This window comes from Shewanella sp. ECSMB14102 (assembly GCF_000813075.1).
GTDB classification, from domain to species: domain Bacteria; phylum Pseudomonadota; class Gammaproteobacteria; order Enterobacterales; family Shewanellaceae; genus Shewanella; species Shewanella indica.
Genome location: NZ_JWGX01000032.1, coordinates 11,760 through 30,062, shown reverse-complemented (window position 1 = coordinate 30,062; position 18,303 = coordinate 11,760). Strand labels below are relative to the sequence as shown.

15 protein-coding genes are annotated in these 18,303 nt (G+C 50.1%); 13 read left to right on the top strand and 2 right to left on the bottom strand.

All coding sequences use genetic code 11. The features are described from left to right. Positions 1–302 precede the first annotated feature (302 nt). On the top strand, positions 303–1,790 hold the full coding sequence (locus RC73_RS12135) for an alanine/glycine:cation symporter family protein (RefSeq protein ID WP_039034934.1): 1,488 nt from the start codon (positions 303–305) through the stop codon (positions 1,788–1,790). 112 nt (positions 1,791–1,902) lie between these two features. Then, positions 1,903–2,679 carry a peroxide stress protein YaaA gene (yaaA, locus tag RC73_RS12130; RefSeq protein WP_039034888.1) on the top strand — a complete coding sequence of 259 codons (777 nt, stop codon included), beginning with the start codon at positions 1,903–1,905 and terminating at the stop codon, positions 2,677–2,679. Between the two features lie 73 nt (positions 2,680–2,752). Here the strand turns inward: yaaA and RC73_RS12125 are convergent, their stop codons facing one another. Next, positions 2,753–4,156 carry a M28 family metallopeptidase gene (locus RC73_RS12125; protein WP_039034887.1) on the bottom strand — a complete coding sequence of 468 codons (1,404 nt, stop codon included), beginning with the start codon at positions 4,154–4,156 and terminating at the stop codon, positions 2,753–2,755. Positions 4,157–4,291: 135 nt separating this feature from the next. Between RC73_RS12125 and RC73_RS12120 the strand changes: the two genes are divergently transcribed. Beyond that, on the top strand, positions 4,292–4,588 hold the full coding sequence (locus tag RC73_RS12120) for an ArsR/SmtB family transcription factor (RefSeq protein ID WP_025011907.1): 297 nt from the start codon (positions 4,292–4,294) through the stop codon (positions 4,586–4,588). Between the two features lie 62 nt (positions 4,589–4,650). Here RC73_RS12120 and rpsT read toward each other — a convergent pair whose 3' ends face one another. Beyond that, positions 4,651–4,917: a 30S ribosomal protein S20 gene (gene rpsT, locus RC73_RS12115; protein ID WP_039034886.1), complete on the bottom strand. Its 267-nt coding sequence runs from the start codon at positions 4,915–4,917 to the stop codon at positions 4,651–4,653. Between the two features lie 255 nt (positions 4,918–5,172). On the opposite strand from rpsT, the gene murJ reads away from it, so the two are divergent. The 10 genes from murJ (at position 5,173) to RC73_RS12065 (ending at position 18,302) form a co-directional block, all read left to right on the top strand. Then, positions 5,173–6,732: a murein biosynthesis integral membrane protein MurJ gene (murJ, locus tag RC73_RS12110; protein WP_039034933.1), complete on the top strand. Its 1,560-nt coding sequence runs from the start codon at positions 5,173–5,175 to the stop codon at positions 6,730–6,732. A 65-nt stretch (positions 6,733–6,797) separates the two neighbouring features. Further along, a complete protein-coding gene (ribF, locus tag RC73_RS12105) occupies positions 6,798–7,733 on the top strand; it encodes a bifunctional riboflavin kinase/FAD synthetase (protein WP_039034885.1) in 936 nt (311 codons plus the stop codon). A gap of 33 nt (positions 7,734–7,766) precedes the next feature. Then, positions 7,767–10,592: an isoleucine--tRNA ligase gene (ileS, locus tag RC73_RS12100; protein WP_039034884.1), complete on the top strand. Its 2,826-nt coding sequence runs from the start codon at positions 7,767–7,769 to the stop codon at positions 10,590–10,592. An 11-nt stretch (positions 10,593–10,603) separates the two neighbouring features. Beyond that, positions 10,604–11,119 (top strand): signal peptidase II, encoded by a 516-nt coding sequence (gene lspA / locus RC73_RS12095; RefSeq protein WP_025011911.1) that lies wholly within the window; start codon positions 10,604–10,606, stop codon positions 11,117–11,119. 5 nt (positions 11,120–11,124) lie between these two features. Further along, entirely contained in the window at positions 11,125–11,547 is a 423-nt protein-coding gene (gene fkpB, locus RC73_RS12090) for an FKBP-type peptidyl-prolyl cis-trans isomerase (RefSeq protein ID WP_039034883.1), read from the top strand. Between the two features lies 1 nt (position 11,548). Then, a complete protein-coding gene (ispH, locus tag RC73_RS12085; protein ID WP_039034882.1) occupies positions 11,549–12,502 on the top strand; it encodes a 4-hydroxy-3-methylbut-2-enyl diphosphate reductase in 954 nt (317 codons plus the stop codon). A 255-nt stretch (positions 12,503–12,757) separates the two neighbouring features. Next, positions 12,758–13,303 (top strand): type IV pilus modification protein PilV, encoded by a 546-nt coding sequence (gene pilV, locus RC73_RS12080; protein ID WP_082014314.1) that lies wholly within the window; start codon positions 12,758–12,760, stop codon positions 13,301–13,303. A gap of 4 nt (positions 13,304–13,307) precedes the next feature. Beyond that, complete coding sequence (locus RC73_RS12075) at positions 13,308–14,282, top strand: PilW family protein (RefSeq protein ID WP_039034880.1); 975 nt, start codon at positions 13,308–13,310, stop codon at positions 14,280–14,282. Positions 14,283–14,292: 10 nt separating this feature from the next. Next, positions 14,293–14,751 carry a PilX N-terminal domain-containing pilus assembly protein gene (locus tag RC73_RS12070; RefSeq protein ID WP_039034932.1) on the top strand — a complete coding sequence of 153 codons (459 nt, stop codon included), beginning with the start codon at positions 14,293–14,295 and terminating at the stop codon, positions 14,749–14,751. After that, on the top strand, positions 14,748–18,302 hold the full coding sequence (locus RC73_RS12065; protein WP_039034879.1) for a pilus assembly protein: 3,555 nt from the start codon (positions 14,748–14,750) through the stop codon (positions 18,300–18,302). The genes RC73_RS12070 and RC73_RS12065 overlap by 4 nt, the downstream gene beginning before the upstream one ends. Position 18,303: the final 1 nt, after the last annotated feature.

Below are 18,303 nucleotides of genomic sequence, written 5' to 3'. Positions count from 1 at the left end.
AGAAAATTCGTGTGACACCATTGTTGTTCAAGTTAAAACTCTAGTTTGTTCTGGTATTTTTATGGTGAATTTACTGTCGGTCGAGTGATTAAGTGTGATCTTGATCACGCGGTATTTTCAAGTTCCTATGCTATTTTCTTCGCCCTCAAGCCCGGTCGGCATACCTTGGGGTATGTAGGATAATTCGAAAAGAAACTGGCCGACGCTTATCCTTTTTCATTCAGGAAGGAATCTTAACCACAAACTTGGCGATATACCGTCAGAGATGGGCCAGGTTTGTCACGGGAAAGCTTACAATTATGATAATAGAAACCATAGTCGATTTTTTGAACTCTCTGCTTTGGGGAAAACTATTGGTCTATGCCTTGGTGGGCGCTGGCTTGTACTTCACTCTAAGGCTTTTGTTCATTCAGCTTACTCACCTGGGGCATTCTGCCAAGGTGATGGCTACCAGTAGGCAGGGCTGTGACAGCGGCTTGTCTTCATTTCAGGTATTTTGTACCAGTATGGCCGCCAGGGTCGGTGCCGGTAATATGGCCGGGGTGGCCGTTGCCATAGGTGCCGGTGGCCCTGGTGCTGTTTTTTGGATGTGGCTTATCGCTCTGTTGGGTATGGCTACGGCCATGATTGAGTCGACTTTGGCTCAGATCTATAAGGTAAAAGATAAAGATGACCAGTTTCGTGGCGGCCCCTCCTATTATATGGAAAGGGGGCTTGGCCAGCGCTGGATGGGGATTCTCTTCTCCGTATTCTTGATCATCGCCTTTGGTTTGGTTTTCAATGCCGTTCAGGCCAATACCATTACGGGAGCATTGGAAATTGTGTTTGATGTCAAAGAGGCTTACTGGTTTGACATTAAAGCAACTTATTGGATAGGTATTCTGCTGGTGATCACCAGTGGCTTGGTCATCATGGGTGGGCTGCGTAAAGTTGCGCGGGTATCCGAGGTAGTTGTACCTATTATGGCTTTTGCTTATATCCTGATCGCCTTGGTCGTTGTCGGGATGAATATTGAGCAATTGCCGACCATTCTCAAACTGATAGTCAACAGCGCCTTCGGTTGGCAAGAGGCCGCTGCCGGTGGGGTGGCTTATACTGTGGCTCAGGCGATGCAGTCAGGGATAGCCCGCGGTTTATTCTCCAACGAGGCGGGTATGGGGAGTGCTGCCAACGTCGCTGCCAGCGCCTCACCGACACCAAACCATCCTGCTTCCCAAGGGTTTGTACAGATGATAGGAGTGTTTATGGACACTATTGTTATCTGTAGTGCAACAGCCGCAATAATCTTGCTGGCTGGCGATCTCAGCAGTGTTAATATCGGCGAGGGGGACAAAGGGATCCAACTGACCATAGCGGCTTTGACCACTCATGTTGGAGATTGGGGTGGCTTTTTTGTTGCCTTTGCCATCTTACTGTTTTGCTTCACCTCAATAATCGCCAACTACTCTTATGCCGAAACCAATGTGCTGTTCCTTTCCAATAATAGCCGTAAAGTGTTGCCCCTGTTCCGCTTGTGCGTACTAGGCATGGTGATGTTTGGAGCTGTGGCGAAAATAACCTTGGTATGGAATTTGGCCGATCTTTCCATGGGCTTGATGGCGACAGTCAACATCATTGCCTTGGTACTGCTTTCCGGTATTGCCATGCGGGTGATTAATGATTACCGCGATCAGTTGAGTGAAGGCAAAGAACCTGTGTTTGATAAGAGCAAGTTTCCTGAGCTTGAAGAACATATTGAAGAGGGTATCTGGACCGGTGAACCTGTGGTTCGCAGTGGCAAAGGCTGGTAACTGAAACCGGCCCCAGATTGGGGCCATCGGAAAAACCACGCTATCAATGCGTGGTTTTTTTATTTACTGCCAGTATCATGGGCAGTTCTATACCAAATAAGACGGAGTGAATATGCTGATTTTGGTTTCACCGGCCAAGACGCTGGATTATGACAACCCGGCGGCGGTATCTGAATACAGCCTGCCACAGTTTCTCGAGCACAGCAGCGAGCTTATTCAGGTTTGCCGGGAGCTGACCCCAGCCAATATTGCTTCTTTGATGAAAGTCAGTGACAAAATTGCCGGCTTAAATGCCGCCAGATTCGCCGAGTGGCAGCCTGATTTCACCCCGGAGAATGCCAAGCAAGCACTCTATGCTTTCCGTGGTGATGTATACACAGGTCTGGATGCAGACAGCCTTGCCCCGGAAACGGTTGCTCGGGCTCAGCAGCATCTGCGTATTTTATCCGGGCTCTATGGTCTCTTGAGGCCCCTGGACTTGATGCAAGCCTATCGGCTGGAAATGGGTACCTCTTTGGTGAATCCCAGGGGCAGTAACCTGTACGCCTTTTGGGGCGATATCATCACAGATGCCATCAATCAGGCATTGGCTCAGCAAGGGGATGATATTGTGGTGAATTTGGCGTCCAACGAGTACTTCAAAGCGGTTAAACCCAAGCAGGTTGCCGGACGTATTATCACGCCTGTATTCAAAGACTGTAAAAATGGTCAGTATAAGGTAATAAGCTTTTACGCCAAGAAGGCCAGAGGCATGATGGCTCGTTACCTGTTGGAGCAAGAGGAACAGAGTCTGGAGCGATTAAAGGCATTTAACAGCGCCGGCTATTATTACAGTGAAGCCGAGTCCAGCCCTGGCTCCCCTGTGTTCCTGCGGGAAGAACAGAGCTGATACCCTTTCCCGCTATATAAAGATAAGAAAACCGTTCATTATTGAACGGCTTTTGGCTTCTAAAGCGTGTGATTTACTGCTTGGCAGGCAGCGGTCGCAGTTCCAGTTCAGACTGTGCCATCAAATAGGCGAACTGGGCATAGGCCGCAACGTTTTGTGCCAGCGCCTTGGGATCTATTTTGTCCAGGGTATCGTTGGGGGTGTGGTGGTAGTCAAAGTAATCGGTACCATCCTGGCGCAGGGAGGCCACAGGAACGCCACTGGCCGGCAACATGGAAACATCCGGACCACCATAGGCACTGTTGTCACCGGCGGCAACGCCGTTTTGTTGCATCACCTGGGTCAGTTGCTGTAGTTTGGGCAGCACTTGCTCATTGACCTGAAAGTCGATGCGGTAGATAGGGCCAGCCCCGAAATCCGATTCGGCGGCGATATAGTGTTTATCCAGTTCTGCAGCGTGGGCCTTGGCATAAGCCTTGCCACCAACCAAGCCTATCTCTTCGGCGGCATAGAGCACGACACGTATCGTCCGAGCCGGCTTTTCCGGCAAATCTTGAATAAGCTTAGCGGCAGCGGTGACAATCGCGACCCCGGCACCGTCATCTATAGCGCCCGTGCCTTCATCCCAGGAGTCCAGATGAGCCCCTATCAGTACGATTTCATCTGGCTTGCTGCTGCCGGTGACTTCGGCGATGACGTTATAGGAAATGGCGCTGCCCTTGTTCTTGGGAGACATCTTCAAAGAGAGGGTGATATCGGCAGAACGCTTGAGCATGGCATTGACCAGATCGGCATCCGGCGCTGACATGGCCGCCGCCGGGATCCGCTTTAAGCCTTCTTCATAACGCATGGTGCCGGTATGGGCCATACGGTCATGATCTGTACCTATTGAACGGATAACTATTGCCAGGGCACCTTTTCGCGCTGCCTCTATAGCGCCTCGTGAGCGGCCCCCTACGCTCTTGCCATAACCTTTACCTGTCTTGTGTCGCTCGGTTTTCTGATCGATAAAGACAATTTTGCCGGCAACATCATCAGGATTGGCTTCTTTAAGTGCAGCGAGGCTGTCAAAACGCACTATCTTGGCCGTGATACCTTCAGTAGGAGTAGCCACACTACCTCCCAATGCCGTGATAACCAGAGGCTGTTGGAAGGGGGCCACTATGCTTGCACTGGCTTCACCGCGTTCCCACACCGGAACTTCCACAGCTTCTTTATAAACACGGTCAAAACCCAGTGACTGCAGCTTTTTCTCCGCCCAGGCAACCGCCACGGCGTCTTTTGGGCTACCAGCCAGGCGAGGGCCGACTTCCACAGTTAAAGATTCCACAATTTGAAAGCCGAGGTCAGAACTGAGGGCTTTTTGCTGCAATGACTCAGCAAGCAGTTGATTTGTATTGGAAGGTGAGGGGGATTGACAGCCAATAAGTGATGAAATCAACAGTGGAAGTAACAGGGCGGTTCGATAGCTTTTCATGTGTTTCCTTTGTTTTTATTAGGTATGTCCCATTTTTGAAAACAATCTAACAAAAAGTGTGCTTTATGTCCCGACTATCTCCGTAAGGCAAGGCTATATTAGGGACGGAGTTTGTATTAGGAGAATAGGCTCGTCATGAATATTGAGTTGATGCAGCAGCGAGCGGACCATGCCGTCGTGTTATTGAAGGCGCTGGCCAATGAGAGGCGTTTATTTATTCTGTGCTATCTCCTGAGTGAGGGAGAGATGTGCGTTGGGGAAATGAACAAGAAACTGGGATTGAGTCAGTCGGCTTTGTCTCAGCATCTGGCTTGGTTGCGTAAAGACAATCTGGTGGCCACCCGCAAAGAAGCCCAGACAGTGTACTATTCGCTCAAGAGTGAAGAAGTGCGCGAAATCATCAAGCTGTTGAATAACATCTATTGTCATTGATGTTATTGAATTTTAGATATAAAAAAACCGGCAATGCCGGTTTTTTTTATACAGGTATCGAATTAAGCAGCCAGTGCTTTGATACGAGTGTTCAGACGAGCCTTATGACGGGCAGCCTTATTCTTGTGGATCAGGCCTTTGGTTGCCATACGGTCAAGAATGGGTTGTGCAACAGCGAAAGCTTCAGTAGCCGCTTTGTGATCGCCAGCTTTGATAGCAGCGATAACTTTTTTCACGTAGGTACGCAACATAGAGCGACGGCTAGCGTTGTGTTGACGACGCTTTTCTGATTGAAGCGCGCGCTTCTTTGCAGTCTTGCTATTAGCCAAGGTGCAACTCCTAAAAACTGGATTTGATACTTTTAAAGGCCGAGGAGAATGCCCGGTTTTCGTCACTTTGTCAATGACAATGATTGAATATCCATCATAAAGATAAATTAATCCAACCTGATTTGGCTATCCTCAACCCAACTCGTGTAAGATGTGGCGCAATTCTACCAGCAATTGCTGGCATGTGACAGAGCTTAAGTGGAATTTTTGAGACTTGCCGCCGTTTATGGCGGCTTGGGTCTTCTGGGGGAATATTTGAGCAAAAAATTGGTACGGTCCGGCGCTATCGTCAGCGTCATGACCTTGATTTCCCGTGTATTGGGATTAATACGGGATGTGGTAGTCGCCAACTTGATGGGCGCGGGCAGCAGTGCCGATGTGTTCTTTTTTGCCAACAAGATCCCTAACTTTTTGCGGCGATTGTTTGCTGAAGGTGCCTTTGCTCAGGCCTTTGTACCTGTATTGACTCAGTATCAGGAGAAAGAGTCCAGCGAAGAGGTCAAACTCTTATTATCAAAGGTAGCCGGTACCTTGGGGTTATTGGTAACAGTCGTGACCTTGATTGGGGTTTTGGCTTCGCCAATATTGACGGCTTTGTTTGGTGCAGGCTGGTTTATGGCCTGGGTTAATGATGAGCCTGACGGCGCCAAGTTTGAACTGGCCTCGTTAATGCTGAAGATCACTTTTCCCTATCTTTGGTTTATCACTTTCACCGCCTTGGCCGGCTCGATTCTCAATACCCGTGGCCGTTTTGCCGTTTCGGCCTTTACTCCGGTATTTCTCAACGTCGCCATTATCGCTGCAGCATTGTGGTTGAGTCCTACCCTGGATAAGCCTGAAATCGGTTTGGCCTGGGGGGTGTTCTTCGGTGGTGTGATTCAGTTTTTGTTTCAAATTCCTTTTCTGCTGCAGGAAAAAGCGCTGGTCAAGCCCTCTTGGGGCTGGAATCATCCCGGGGTGGTTAAAATCCGCACTTTGATGATCCCGGCGTTATTTGGGGTCTCTGTGTCACAAATTAACTTGCTGCTGGATACTTTTATCGCCAGTTTTCTGGTCACAGGCTCCATCAGTTGGCTCTATTATTCGGATCGCTTGTTGGAGTTCCCGCTGGGGTTATTTGGTATTGCCATTGCTACCGTTATTTTACCTGCTCTTTCCAAAAAACACGTTAATGCAGAGGGGGAGGGGTTTGGTCGCACTATGGATTGGGGGGTTCGCGCCATTCTGCTGCTGGGTTTACCGGCCATGATGGGGCTGATTGTATTGGCTCAGCCCATGTTGATGGTGCTTTTTATGCGTGGTGCCTTTAGCATCAGTGACGTGGAAATGGCTTCCTATTCTCTGGTGGCCTACGGCTCAGGTTTGTTGAGTTTTATGCTGATCAAGGTGCTGGCGCCCGGATATTATGCTCGTCAGGACACCAAGACACCTGTGCGTTATGGCATCATTGCTATGGTTAGCAACATGGGGTTCAATATTATTTTTGCCGTGCCATTTGGATATGTTGGGCTGGCGATCGCCACTTCTCTGTCTGCTTTACTCAACGCTTCCCTGTTATATCGCGGTTTGCATCTGGCTGGTGTATATAGAGTTAGTAAGCAAACTATTATCTTTTTTATCAAGGTCTTATTGGCAACGGCGGCAATGGTTTGCCTGTTAATTTACTTTTCACCAGAGCAGGCGCAATGGCTTGAGTGGTCGTTTGTTGAGCGATTCGCTCATCTGTTTTCCCTGATACTCGGCGGTGCTTTAGGGTACTTTATGGCATTGGTACTGTTTGGGATCCGTCCGTGGCGGCTCAAAGCCCGGAACTGAGGGCTGATTCTGCTGCCGAGCTGTTATATAATCCGCCAATTTACGTTTGAGCAGTCATTGATTTCATGGAACTGATTCGCGGAATACACAATATATTGCCGGCCCATCGCGGTTGTGTGCTGACCATAGGTAACTTTGATGGTGTACACAGGGGCCATGCCGAAGTGATAGCCAATCTGGTCAAAAAGGCGCGTCACTTTGGTTTGCCGGCCACCCTGATGACATTTGAGCCGCAACCGCAGGAACTGTTTCGCGGCCAGGATGCCCCTGCGCGCTTGAGCCTGCTTCGTGATAAGGTCAGGTTGCTTGCTGAACTGGGAATAGACAGACTTGTGTGTGTCAATTTCAATCAAAAGTTTGCCCAGATGCCGGCCAAGGAGTTTGTCGAAGAGTTGCTGGTGCGTAAACTTGGGGTCAAGTATCTGGTGGTCGGTGACGATTTCTGTTTTGGACGGGCGCGTCAGGGCAACTTTGAGCTGCTTCGCACTGCCGGTGAACAACACGGTTTTGCGGTAGTCAGTACCCAAAGCTTTTTGGTTGGCGATCACAGGGTCAGTTCCACCATGGTCAGAGAAGCACTGGCCAAGGGCAATCTTGATCAGGCCAGACGTTTATTGGGACATCCCTATACTCTCAGTGGTAAGGTGGCACATGGCAAAAAGCTGGGCCGGACGCTAGGGTTCCCCACAGCCAATATTGCCATGAAGCGTAAAGTGGTTCCCGTGAGGGGCGTTTTTGCGGTTAGGCTCTGGTGGGATGGCAGTGAGCAATACGATGGTGTTGCCAATGTGGGTTTTCGCCCGACGGTTCAGGGACAAAACTGCCAGTTGGAAGTGCACCTGTTTGACTTTGACGGTGACCTCTACGGGCGTAAAGTAGAAGTGGAATTAGTGGCCAAGATCCGTGACGAGAAACCGTTCGAGTCCCTTGAGGCACTTAAGAAACAAATAATGAATGACGCTGATGAGGCTCGCGCCTTACTCAGCAATGAAGCAGGCTGAGCTCTCTTAGCTAAATTAATGGTATTAGGATCAATGAGCGACTATAAATCAACTTTGAATTTGCCGGAAACCGAGTTTCCGATGCGTGGTAATTTGGCAAATCGCGAGCCAGAGATGTTGAAACGCTGGACCGAGGAGAATCTGTACCAACAGATCCGTGATAGCCGTATTGGCCGCAAGCTTTTCATTCTGCACGATGGCCCTCCATATGCGAATGGCGATATTCATATTGGTCACTCAGTTAACAAGATCCTTAAAGATATTATTATCAAATCCAAGACCTTGTCGGGGTTTGATGCGCCTTATGTGCCAGGTTGGGACTGCCATGGTCTGCCGATTGAACTCAAGGTAGAACAGAAAGTGGGTAAGCCAGGGCAGAAAATCTCTGCCGCCGAGTTTCGTGACGAGTGCCGTAAGTATGCCGCCAAACAGGTGGATGGTCAGCGCAATGACTTTATCCGTCTCGGCGTACTCGGTGACTGGTTCAAACCTTACCTGACCATGGATTTCAGCACTGAGGCCAACATCATTCGCTCATTGGCTAAAGTGATCGACAACGGCCACCTGCACAAAGGGGTTAAGCCGGTGCATTGGTGTACCGACTGTGGTTCTGCCCTGGCCGAAGCCGAAGTGGAATATGAAGACAAGACCTCACCGGCCATAGACGTGGCCTTTGCCGCCGTGGATAAGGCTAAAGTGCTAGCTGCTTTCGGGGTTACTGAGTATCAAGCGCCAGTCTCCATGGTTATCTGGACTACTACTCCCTGGACCTTGCCTGCCAACCGCGCTTTGTCACTGAGTCCTGATTTGGACTATGTGCTGGTAGAGATTGAGTCTGAAGAAGGTGCCAAGCAAGCGGTTATTCTGGCGGAAGCCCTGCTGGAAAGCTGTATCACCCGTTATGGTGTCAAGAGCCATCAGCTCCTGGGTCGCGCCAAAGGTGCCGAGCTTGAGTTGATGCAGTTCCAGCACCCTTTCTATGATTTCAGTGTACCGGCGATCCTTGGCGATCACGTGACCACAGAGTCCGGTACCGGTGTGGTACACACTGCCCCTGGACACGGTCAGGACGACTTTGTGGTTGGCCAGAAGTATGGTTTGGAAGTGGCTAACCCTGTAGGTGATAACGGCGTTTATAAGGCGGATACCCCGCTGTTTGCCGGCAAGCACGTGTTCAAGGCCAATGATGAAATTGTAGCGCTGCTGCAGGAAAAAGATGCCTTGCTGCACCGCGAAGCTTATCGTCACAGCTACCCTCACTGCTGGCGCCACAAGACTCCTATTATCTTCCGCGCCACACCGCAGTGGTTTATCTCCATGGATAACAAAGGGCTGCGTACTCAAGCTATGGGTGAAATTGAGCAAACCCAGTGGATCCCGGATTGGGGACAGAGCCGGATTGAGAAGATGGTCGAGAACCGTCCTGACTGGTGTATCTCGCGCCAACGTACCTGGGGCGTGCCTATCACTCTGTTTGTTCACAAGGAAACCGAAGAGCTGCATCCAGACAGCGTGGCTTTGATGGAGCGTGTTGCTCATCGCATTGAGCAGCAGGGCATTCAAGCCTGGTGGGATCTGGATGAGTCTGAACTCCTGGGTGAAGATGCAGCACAGTACCGCAAGGTGACCGACACTCTGGATGTTTGGTATGACTCAGGTTCTACCTTCTCATCAGTGGTTGCCGCCCGCCCTGAATTCCAGGGGCAGGGAATTGACCTCTACCTGGAAGGCTCGGATCAGCACCGTGGTTGGTTCATGTCATCACTGATGATTTCGACCGCCATGAACGGCAAGGCACCTTACAAACAGGTACTGACCCACGGCTTTACCGTGGATGGCAAGGGCCGCAAGATGTCCAAGTCTATCGGCAACGTGATTGCACCACAGCAGGTAACCAACAAACTGGGCGCCGATATTCTGCGTCTGTGGGTGGCTTCTACCGACTACAGCGGTGAAATGACGGTATCCGATGAGATCCTTAATCGTAGCGCCGATGCTTATCGCCGTATCCGTAACACCGCCCGCTTCCTGCTGGCTAACCTGAGCGGTTTTGAGCCAGAGACAGACATGATTGCCATCGAAGACATGGTGGCACTGGATCGTTGGGTGGTGCGCCGCGCCGCCAAACTGCAGGAAGAGTTGCTGGAAGCCTATGATGCCTACAACTTCCATATAGTGACCCAGAAGCTGATGCAGTTCTGCTCGGTTGAATTGGGCAGCTTCTATCTGGATATCATCAAGGACAGACAGTATACCGCCAAGCGTGATGGTCACGCCCGTCGCAGCTGTCAGTCGGCTCTGTATCTGATTGCCGAAGCCATGGTGCGTTGGGTGGCCCCGATTCTTAGCTTCACTGCCGATGAAATCTGGCAGTTGCTGCCGGGTAAGCGTGACGCCTATGTGTTTACTCAGGAATGGTACCAGGGCCTCAAGGCTGTCCAGCTGGACTCAGATTTGAGTGATGAATACTGGGCACAGTTGCTGCAGGTTCGTGATGAAGTCAACAAGGCACTGGAGCAAGGCCGCCGCGATAAGCTGATCGGCGGCGCGCTGGAAGCCGAGGTGACTCTGTTTGCCGATGCGGCGCTGACTGAAGCTTTGGCCAAACTGGGTGACGAGCTGCGCTTTGTGCTGCTGACTTCCAAGGCCGTGGTTAAGCCGCTTGCCGATGCGCCTGCCGCTGCCCGTGAAACTGAGCTGGCATCACTTAAGATAAGCGTTGCCAAGTCCGAAGCGGCCAAGTGTGATCGCTGCTGGCACCACAGAGAAGACGTTGGCCAGATCGCCGAGCATCCGTTGCTGTGTGGCCGCTGTGTGACCAATATCGAAGGAGAAGGTGAACAGCGCCTGTTCGCCTGAGGATAATAAACATGCCCGCAGACTGGAAACAGAGTGGCCTGCGCTGGTATTGGGTGGCTGTGTTGGCCTTTTTGGCTGACCAGCTGTCCAAACAGTGGGTATTGGGGAACTTCAAGCTGTATGAGTCGGTGCAGCTGTTGCCTTTCTTTAATCTGACCTATGTGCGTAACTATGGTGCCGCCTTTAGCTTTCTCAGTGATGCCGGTGGCTGGCAGCGTTGGTTGTTCACTGCCGTCGCTGTCGGCTTCAGTGTGTTGCTGACCGTTTGGCTCAGACGGCAATCGGCTGGATTGTGGCGCCTTAACCTGGCTTACACTCTGGTGATTGGCGGCGCACTGGGAAATCTTGTCGATCGCCTGATGCATGGCTTTGTGGTGGACTTCCTCGATTTTTACTGGAAAACCAGTCATTACCCGGCATTCAATATCGCTGACTCGGCTATCTGTGTTGGCGCAGTCCTGATCATCTGGGATTCATTTTTCGGCGGTGACAAGGCCGCAGCCAAGCAGAATGAAGCCAAGGAGTAACGCAGATGTCTGATGTAAAATCCCTCTTGTGCCACCTTAATATATTGCTGGAAGACGGCTCGACTGCTGACAGTACCAAAGCCTCCGGTAAACCTGCCAGGCTCAATATTGGCGACGGCAGTCTGAGCCCGGCGTTTGAAGCTGAGCTTCTTGAGCTGAAAGCCGGCGATAATCACAGCTTTACCTTGGCCCCAGCCGATGCTTTCGGCGAGTCCAATCCCGATGCCATTCATCACTTGGATCGCACTCGCTTCCCGGCAGATATGACGCTGGAACCCGGTGTTATAGTCAGCTTTGCTGGCCCTGGCGGCAGTGAAATACCCGGAATAGTGAGGGAGATAGCCGGTGATTCTGTCACTGTGGATTTGAACCATCCGCTGGCGGGCCACCAGGTGACCTTTGAACTGGAAGTATTGCAGGAGCTTTGATATGTCAGTAGCAAAATCTACCGGTCTTAACATATTACTGGCCAATCCCAGAGGCTTCTGTGCCGGTGTTGACCGGGCTATCAGCATAGTGGAACGGGCGCTGGAACTCTTTTCCCCGCCTATCTATGTGCGCCATGAAGTAGTGCATAACCGTTATGTGGTTGAAGATCTCAAGCAGCGCGGGGCGATTTTTGTCGATGAACTGGATCAGGTGCCCGACAACAGCATAGTGATTTTCAGTGCTCATGGGGTGTCGCAGGCGGTGCGCAATGAAGCCAAGCGTCGTGGTCTTAAGGTGTTTGATGCCACTTGTCCTCTGGTGACCAAGGTGCATCTGCAGGTGACCCGCGCCAGTCGCAAGGGTATTGAGTGCATTCTTATCGGTCATGCCGGCCATCCCGAAGTGGAAGGCACCATGGGGCAGTACGATAACCCTGAAGGGGGAGTCTATCTCATTGAGTCTCCGGCCGACGTGGATGCATTGCAGGTGAAAGAGCCGGATAACCTTTGCTTTGTTACCCAAACCACGCTGTCGGTGGATGATACCCTGGATATTATTGCCGCGCTGCAGAAGCGGTTCCCTTCGATTGAAGGGCCCAGGAAAGACGATATCTGCTACGCGACCCAAAACCGTCAGGATGCGGTACGTAAAATGGCCCAGGATGTGGACTTGCTGATTGTGGTTGGCTCCAAAAACAGCTCCAATTCCAACAGACTGCGGGAATTGGCGCTCAAGTCTGGCACTCAGGCCTATCTGGTCGATAACGCCGATGATGTAGAACGTGAGTGGTTTGATGGTGTCAGCAAGGTTGCGGTTACTGCCGGGGCTTCTGCTCCTGAGGTGTTGGTGCAGCAGGTTGTTGAGGCTATAGCTAAATTGGCGCCGAGCGTGGTGACCGAAGTGGAAGGGCGCAAGGAAGATACCGTATTTGCCGTACCGGTTGAGCTAAGGTAAGAAACCGCGAGTTTATCGCGCTTATTTAAGCGAACAGCATTTTAAAAAGAGGCTATCTAAGCCTCTTTTTTTTATGGAAAAAATACTTCTTATCAGGCTTGAATTTATTAGCGATGATTGTTACTGGCGATTTACATTCGACTCAACTATCATTAACAGGTATTATTGTTGCGTTTAGCTAACTATAAGATATTAAAGAACTAATAGGCTGAATTTATTGTCAAAAACATGGCGCTGTCTGGAGATTTGACACCTATGAAAAAACGCAGGGAGGGGTTCTCTCTGATTGAGGTTATGGTAGCGCTCGTCATTTTGGTGATAGGGCTTATCGGGATATTTAACTTACATATAGTAGCCAAGCGCGCCAGCTTTGAATCATTTCAACAGACTCAGGCGGCCTACTTTGCCAACGATATCCTCAATCGGATGAAGCTCAATAACAAGGTTTTGAGTAGTTATGAGGGCTCCTATGATGGAAGCGGAAGTGCCCCTGCAAAATCCTGTGATGTGGGCCTTAGCGCCACTGTGACCTGCACTACTGCCGAGACTTTGGCTTGGGATCTTTACCAATGGCAGGAGCTCTTTACCGGCGCTGCTGAAAAGGCAGATAGCCGGAATGTCGGCGGCCTCGATAGCGCCACTGCTTGTCTGACTGTCAATGGCAGTGATGTCACTATCGTGATGGCATGGCGAGGCATTCAGGAAACCGCCGGCACCGCTTATGAAGCGACTGACTGCGGCGATAGCCTGGGGAAGCGTCGGCGGGTTTTTATCCTCAAGACTGTGATTAACCAAGGTTAAGGCGATGAGTGTGACAAATTCAAAGCAGTCGGGTTTTTCTCTGGTTGAGCTCATGGTGGCCATGGTTATCAGCCTGTTTCTGACACTAGGCTTGTTCGCCATGTTCAGTATGTCTGCCACCAATGTTACTACCACAGGGCAGTTCAATCAGTTGCAGGAAAATGGCCGTATCGCGCTGGCTATCATGGTACCGGATCTGAGTCAGGTAGGTTTCTTCGGAGATATGACGGGTACAGACTTTGTGCTGGGTACCAATACTCGGGTCGATAATACAGTTGGGACAGATTGCACCGGCGAGGGGCTCAACAACGCCACTCTGCCTAATGATAAACCTGCCCACTTCAGACGTCTTTGGGGCTATGAGGCCGGGGTGAGTACCGGCTCACTGAGCTGTGTCAGTTCAGTGATTGATAGGACAGATGTGATTCAGATTAAACGTCTGGTGGGGCCTCCCGGTACCGGCGGTGGTTTTCGGGTAGCGACAACGGCCAGCCAGGCGGTGTTTTTTAACGATACAGATCCCGCCCTTGAAAACCAAAGGGTGTGGGAATATCAACACCATGTTTACTTTATCAAAGACAATAACGGCGTGCCGGTTCTGACCCGCAAATCACTTTCTAAAAATGGAATGGATGTGGACGAACCCTTGGTCGAAGGCATAGAGAATATGCGCATTCTCTATGGGTTTGATGAGGATGGTGATGACACAGCCGATAGCTTTATGCCGGTGCAGAGTGTGACGGATCTAATGTGGGATAACCAGCTGTTTCAGCGAATTGTGGCCTTGAGAGTCTTTTTACTGGTACGTTCAGTTGCAGAGGACAAGGCATATACAAATGAGAATACCTATCAAATAGGTGATAAAACAATTACATACCCAAGGCCTGACAAGAATGACAATGTAAAACCTGATCACTTCCGCCGTAAGGTGGTTTCGACCACTGTGGTGCTTGAAAACCCGGTGTTGATAAGGAATTAAGTAGATGAAGATAAGGCAGCAGCGGGGAGTTGTACTTTTTTTTGCACTTATCCTCCTGATTATTTTGACCTTAATTGGTGTGGCACTGGCGGTTAACTCCAGTCAGTCGCTGCGCATGGCCGGCGCCGGTGCCGAGCGGGTGGAAGCCAAAGCCTTGGCCGATGGTGGGTTGCAGGCGGTATTGAACGCCAAGAGCCAGGCAGAATTGGCAACGATGACAGCGGTTGATGATGATAATAGTTTTTTGGGTGGTAGTCAGGTTTTGACACCTTTGCCATTGAAGAGTGATGGCACTGTGGACGCCAAGAATGTTGCCTGTCAACGGAGCAGAGCTGCCAGCGGTACAGATCTTATTAAGTGCCGGCGAGTTGAGGTTTCAAGCCAAGTGCAGTATGGGCGGGATAATCTTGGACAACTGACAGTTATCGAAGGGGTTGAGCAGGAAGTGCTTAACGGGAGCGGATCATGAAACTCAAAAAGTGTTTATGCGGTTTGTTGTTTGTGCTGGTGGGCTCTTCCGGGCAGGTGTCGGCCGATGATACAGACCTATACCTGATACCTCCTCCTAATCAAGGGCGAGCCAAGGTGTTGATTATCTTTGATAACTCAGCGTCCATGGATACTATAGAAACAGGAGTGCCAGGTGGGTACGATCCTGGCGAAGAGTATCTTCCCGTAGGTTCTTCCCATTCCTATGATGAGCGGTTGATCTACTTTACCGTTGGCTCCGGAATGGATGAAAGCGCATTACCCGTACCGGACAGCCCCTCGGAGTCGCGCCGCTTCAATCAGCTTCTTAATGGTTGCGCTGTAGCCCAAGAAGCTCTGGATACTTATGGTCGTTTTACCGGTTATATCCGGGAGTTTGTGTTTTCCGGCAACGGCGCGGGTACTTGGCAACCTATTAAGGAAAACAGTGGTGCAGAAAGGAACAACCCGATTGATTGCTGGGAAGATATTGCAGGAGGTAGAGAAAGCAATAATGGTGTGTATCCTAATGGTTACCCTCAAAATAGCGTTGGAAATAATAAAAATTATCAGCCATATGGTGGTACAGATGCTGCGGCGTTGGAAAATGCTGAAAAACTTGGCTTCAATCAAGGTGAGTTGGTAACTCTTTACACAGATAATTATCTACGTTGGTATACCCGCTATAAGAACGATTTACTGGATGATGTTCAGGATCTTAGCCGGTTGGATATTGCAAAAACTGCGATTTCCGGGGTGATTAGCTCTATGCCGTCGGTTGATTTCGGCCTGGCAGTATTTAATATGAATTATGATGTGGAAGGGCAGCGAGATGGTGGCCGAATCATTGCCGGTATTCGTAATCGCACCGCATCACAGAAAGACGTTTTGCTTAATACAATTGAAAATCTACCGGCTGAAACCAACACTCCACTTTGTGAAACTTTGTTTGAAGCCTATCAGTATTTCAGTGGTGGCCCCATTACTTTTGGTCATAGTGACTTTAAGTATGATGGGAATGACATACATTACACTGCTAATAGACCACCATACGATACAAGTGTAGAGGATAATGGTCGTTACCTGTCTCCCATGAGTGTTTGTAGTGATATTGCTTATATCATCTATATTACCGATGGTGTGCCTACCTTGGATGCTTCGGCTAACGATAAGATTACTTCTCTTGTCAATGCGGCGAATGTCGAGGGAAATTACTTTCCTTATACTTTCATAGGTAATAATGGCGAAGAAATCAGCTATCTGCCTGCGTTGGCCAGCTATATGGCGCATAACGATATACTGCCGGATACGGAAAAGTTTCAACGGGTGGTGACTCACACCATAGGCTTTGCGCTCGAGGAAGGTTCTGCCGCTGAGCCTTTGTTGGAAGAGACGGCCAGGAGAGGTAACGGCCAGTATTATACCGCCAACAGTGTGGCCGATTTACAGCAAGCCTTCAGTAATGTGCTCGACAGTATCACGGATGAAGGCCAAAGGTTTTCCGCGCCCGGGGTGGCCTTTAGTAATGCTGACCCAACTCGGACCCTGGACTCTGCTTATTATGCGCTGTTTCGTCCATCTCAAGGCCCCAGATGGGTCGGCAATTTGAAAAAGTTAAAAGTTAATCCCTCAGGGGTTTTGATAGATGCCAATGGTGAAGCAGCCATTTCAAAAACAGGTGGTATTTCTGATTCGGCCTGTAGTCTATGGAGTAGCTGCTCTCCGAACCCTGATGGTAACGATGTACAGGAAGGCGGGGCGGCCAGAACCATAGTGCCTGATAGCCGTATTATCTACAGCAACATCAAGGTAGGTGGTGACCTCGCAATTTTGAGTAAGAACCAGGCTTCCAGCTATGCCGGTGGTGACAGTGCCTTGTTGACCTATATGAACATGAGTGTGGCAGCCGGTACTGAAAGTGCTGAGCTTGAAAAAGCCTTTGAGTGGATCAAGGGGAAAAATGTCGATATAGATGAAAATGGTGAGTTTACCTCTGACGATTACAGCGGGGTTCGCGGCGATATCATGGGTGATCCCATGCACTCGCAACCACTAGCCATTGATTTTAGTAGCGGTGATAGCACCAATGTGCGCATTTTCGTTGGCACCAATCATGGTATGTTGCATGCCTTTAAAGATACAGGTAGCAGTGTTGAAGAGAGTTGGGCCTTTATGCCCTATGAGTTTCTCCGTAATGTGCAGGAGCTCAGGGATAACAGTTATGCCAATGGCCATAGCGTTTATGGCATAGATGGTTCGCCGGTTTCCTATTTGGAGCGCAATGAGTCGGGTGTTATTACCAAGGCCTGGCTCTTCTTCGGGATGCGTCGGGGCGGGAGTGCTTACTATGGCTTCGATGTTACCGCACCGGATTCACCTATATTGATGTGGCGGATTGACAGCAATAGCGCCGGTTTTGCCAACTTGGGACAAACTTGGTCGACACCTGTTGTGACTAAGGTGCCGGGTTTGGATACCCCTGTAGTGATTTTCGGTGGCGGTTACAATCTGGGCTATGACGCCAACACAGGCAGTAACTCAGATGGCCGCAATGTGTACCTGGTCAATGCCGAAACCGGGAAACTCGAGCATAGCTTTGGTGTTGATGGCAACACGGCTTTGACCGGCATAGAGCACAGTATTGCCGGTTCAATCGCCACCCTCGATAGCAACAGCGATGGCGCAACTGACAGGCTGTATGCCGCAGACCTTGGTGGTAATGTCTGGCGCATGGATATGCCCTCTGAAAATACAGCCAGTTGGAGTGGCTTTAAGTTTGCCTCTTTGGGAGGTGCGCTTGCTTCTTCCGATCGTCGTTTTTTCTATGAACCAGTGGTTGCTCAGACGGTATTTACCAATGTCACCCAGGTAACAGTGACTGATGCTGATGGTAATACCAGCACGACTACGGCCTATCAAAATGTGCCTTACGATGCTGTGACTTTGGGCAGTGGTAACCGGGCCTCACCTTTGGAGAGCGCCGTGGAGGATATGTTTTTTGTGCTACAGGATCGTCATGTGGTGACCAAGACCTTTGGCGCCTCAGGTGCGACGGTACCTAGTCCCATTACCTTGGCCAACCTCTATGATGTGACATCGGCTGCTCCGAGCAGTGACAGTGAGAATATTGAATTTGGTACCAAGCTGGGTTGGTTCCGTAATTTCTCCATTGCCGGGGAAAAGAGCCTGTCGCCTTCGGCCATTATTAAGGGTGACGTTTATTTCACCTCCTTTGTACCCGCGCAAACAACACCGGAAACAGCAGACAGTTGTCTTATCTCCTCGACTGGGCGTTTATACCGCTATGACCTGCATAAAGGTGGGCGTTACAATTATGAGTTTTTGGAAGTGTGTGAAGATTGTATTCCTCAGCCGCCTAAAATTATTACCCCGCCCAAAGATCCTGATGATCCGGATAATCCGGACAATCCAGATGCTGCCTTGATTATTGGTCGCGGTGAGTGTGATGAAACCGGTGAAAACTGTTCAGGTACAGTGGCATTGGAGACAGGTCTGACTACCAACAAGATTTATTACCATGTAAATGAGTAGG

Bases quoted from the DNA above. Each gene is read 5' to 3' on its own strand.
- yaaA (WP_039034888.1), top strand. From the start codon at position 1,903: ATGCTGATTTTGGTTTCACCGGCCAAGACGCTGGATTATGACAACCCG.
- RC73_RS12125 (WP_039034887.1), bottom strand. From the start codon at position 4,156: ATGAAAAGCTATCGAACCGCCCTGTTACTTCCACTGTTGATTTCATCA.
- RC73_RS12120 (WP_025011907.1), top strand. From the start codon at position 4,292: ATGAATATTGAGTTGATGCAGCAGCGAGCGGACCATGCCGTCGTGTTA.
- ribF (WP_039034885.1), top strand. From the start codon at position 6,798: ATGGAACTGATTCGCGGAATACACAATATATTGCCGGCCCATCGCGGT.
- ileS (WP_039034884.1), top strand. From the start codon at position 7,767: ATGAGCGACTATAAATCAACTTTGAATTTGCCGGAAACCGAGTTTCCG.
- lspA (WP_025011911.1), top strand. From the start codon at position 10,604: ATGCCCGCAGACTGGAAACAGAGTGGCCTGCGCTGGTATTGGGTGGCT.
- fkpB (WP_039034883.1), top strand. From the start codon at position 11,125: ATGTCTGATGTAAAATCCCTCTTGTGCCACCTTAATATATTGCTGGAA.
- ispH (WP_039034882.1), top strand. From the start codon at position 11,549: ATGTCAGTAGCAAAATCTACCGGTCTTAACATATTACTGGCCAATCCC.
- pilV (WP_082014314.1), top strand. From the start codon at position 12,758: ATGAAAAAACGCAGGGAGGGGTTCTCTCTGATTGAGGTTATGGTAGCG.
- RC73_RS12075 (WP_039034880.1), top strand. From the start codon at position 13,308: ATGAGTGTGACAAATTCAAAGCAGTCGGGTTTTTCTCTGGTTGAGCTC.
- RC73_RS12065 (WP_039034879.1), top strand. From the start codon at position 14,748: ATGAAACTCAAAAAGTGTTTATGCGGTTTGTTGTTTGTGCTGGTGGGC.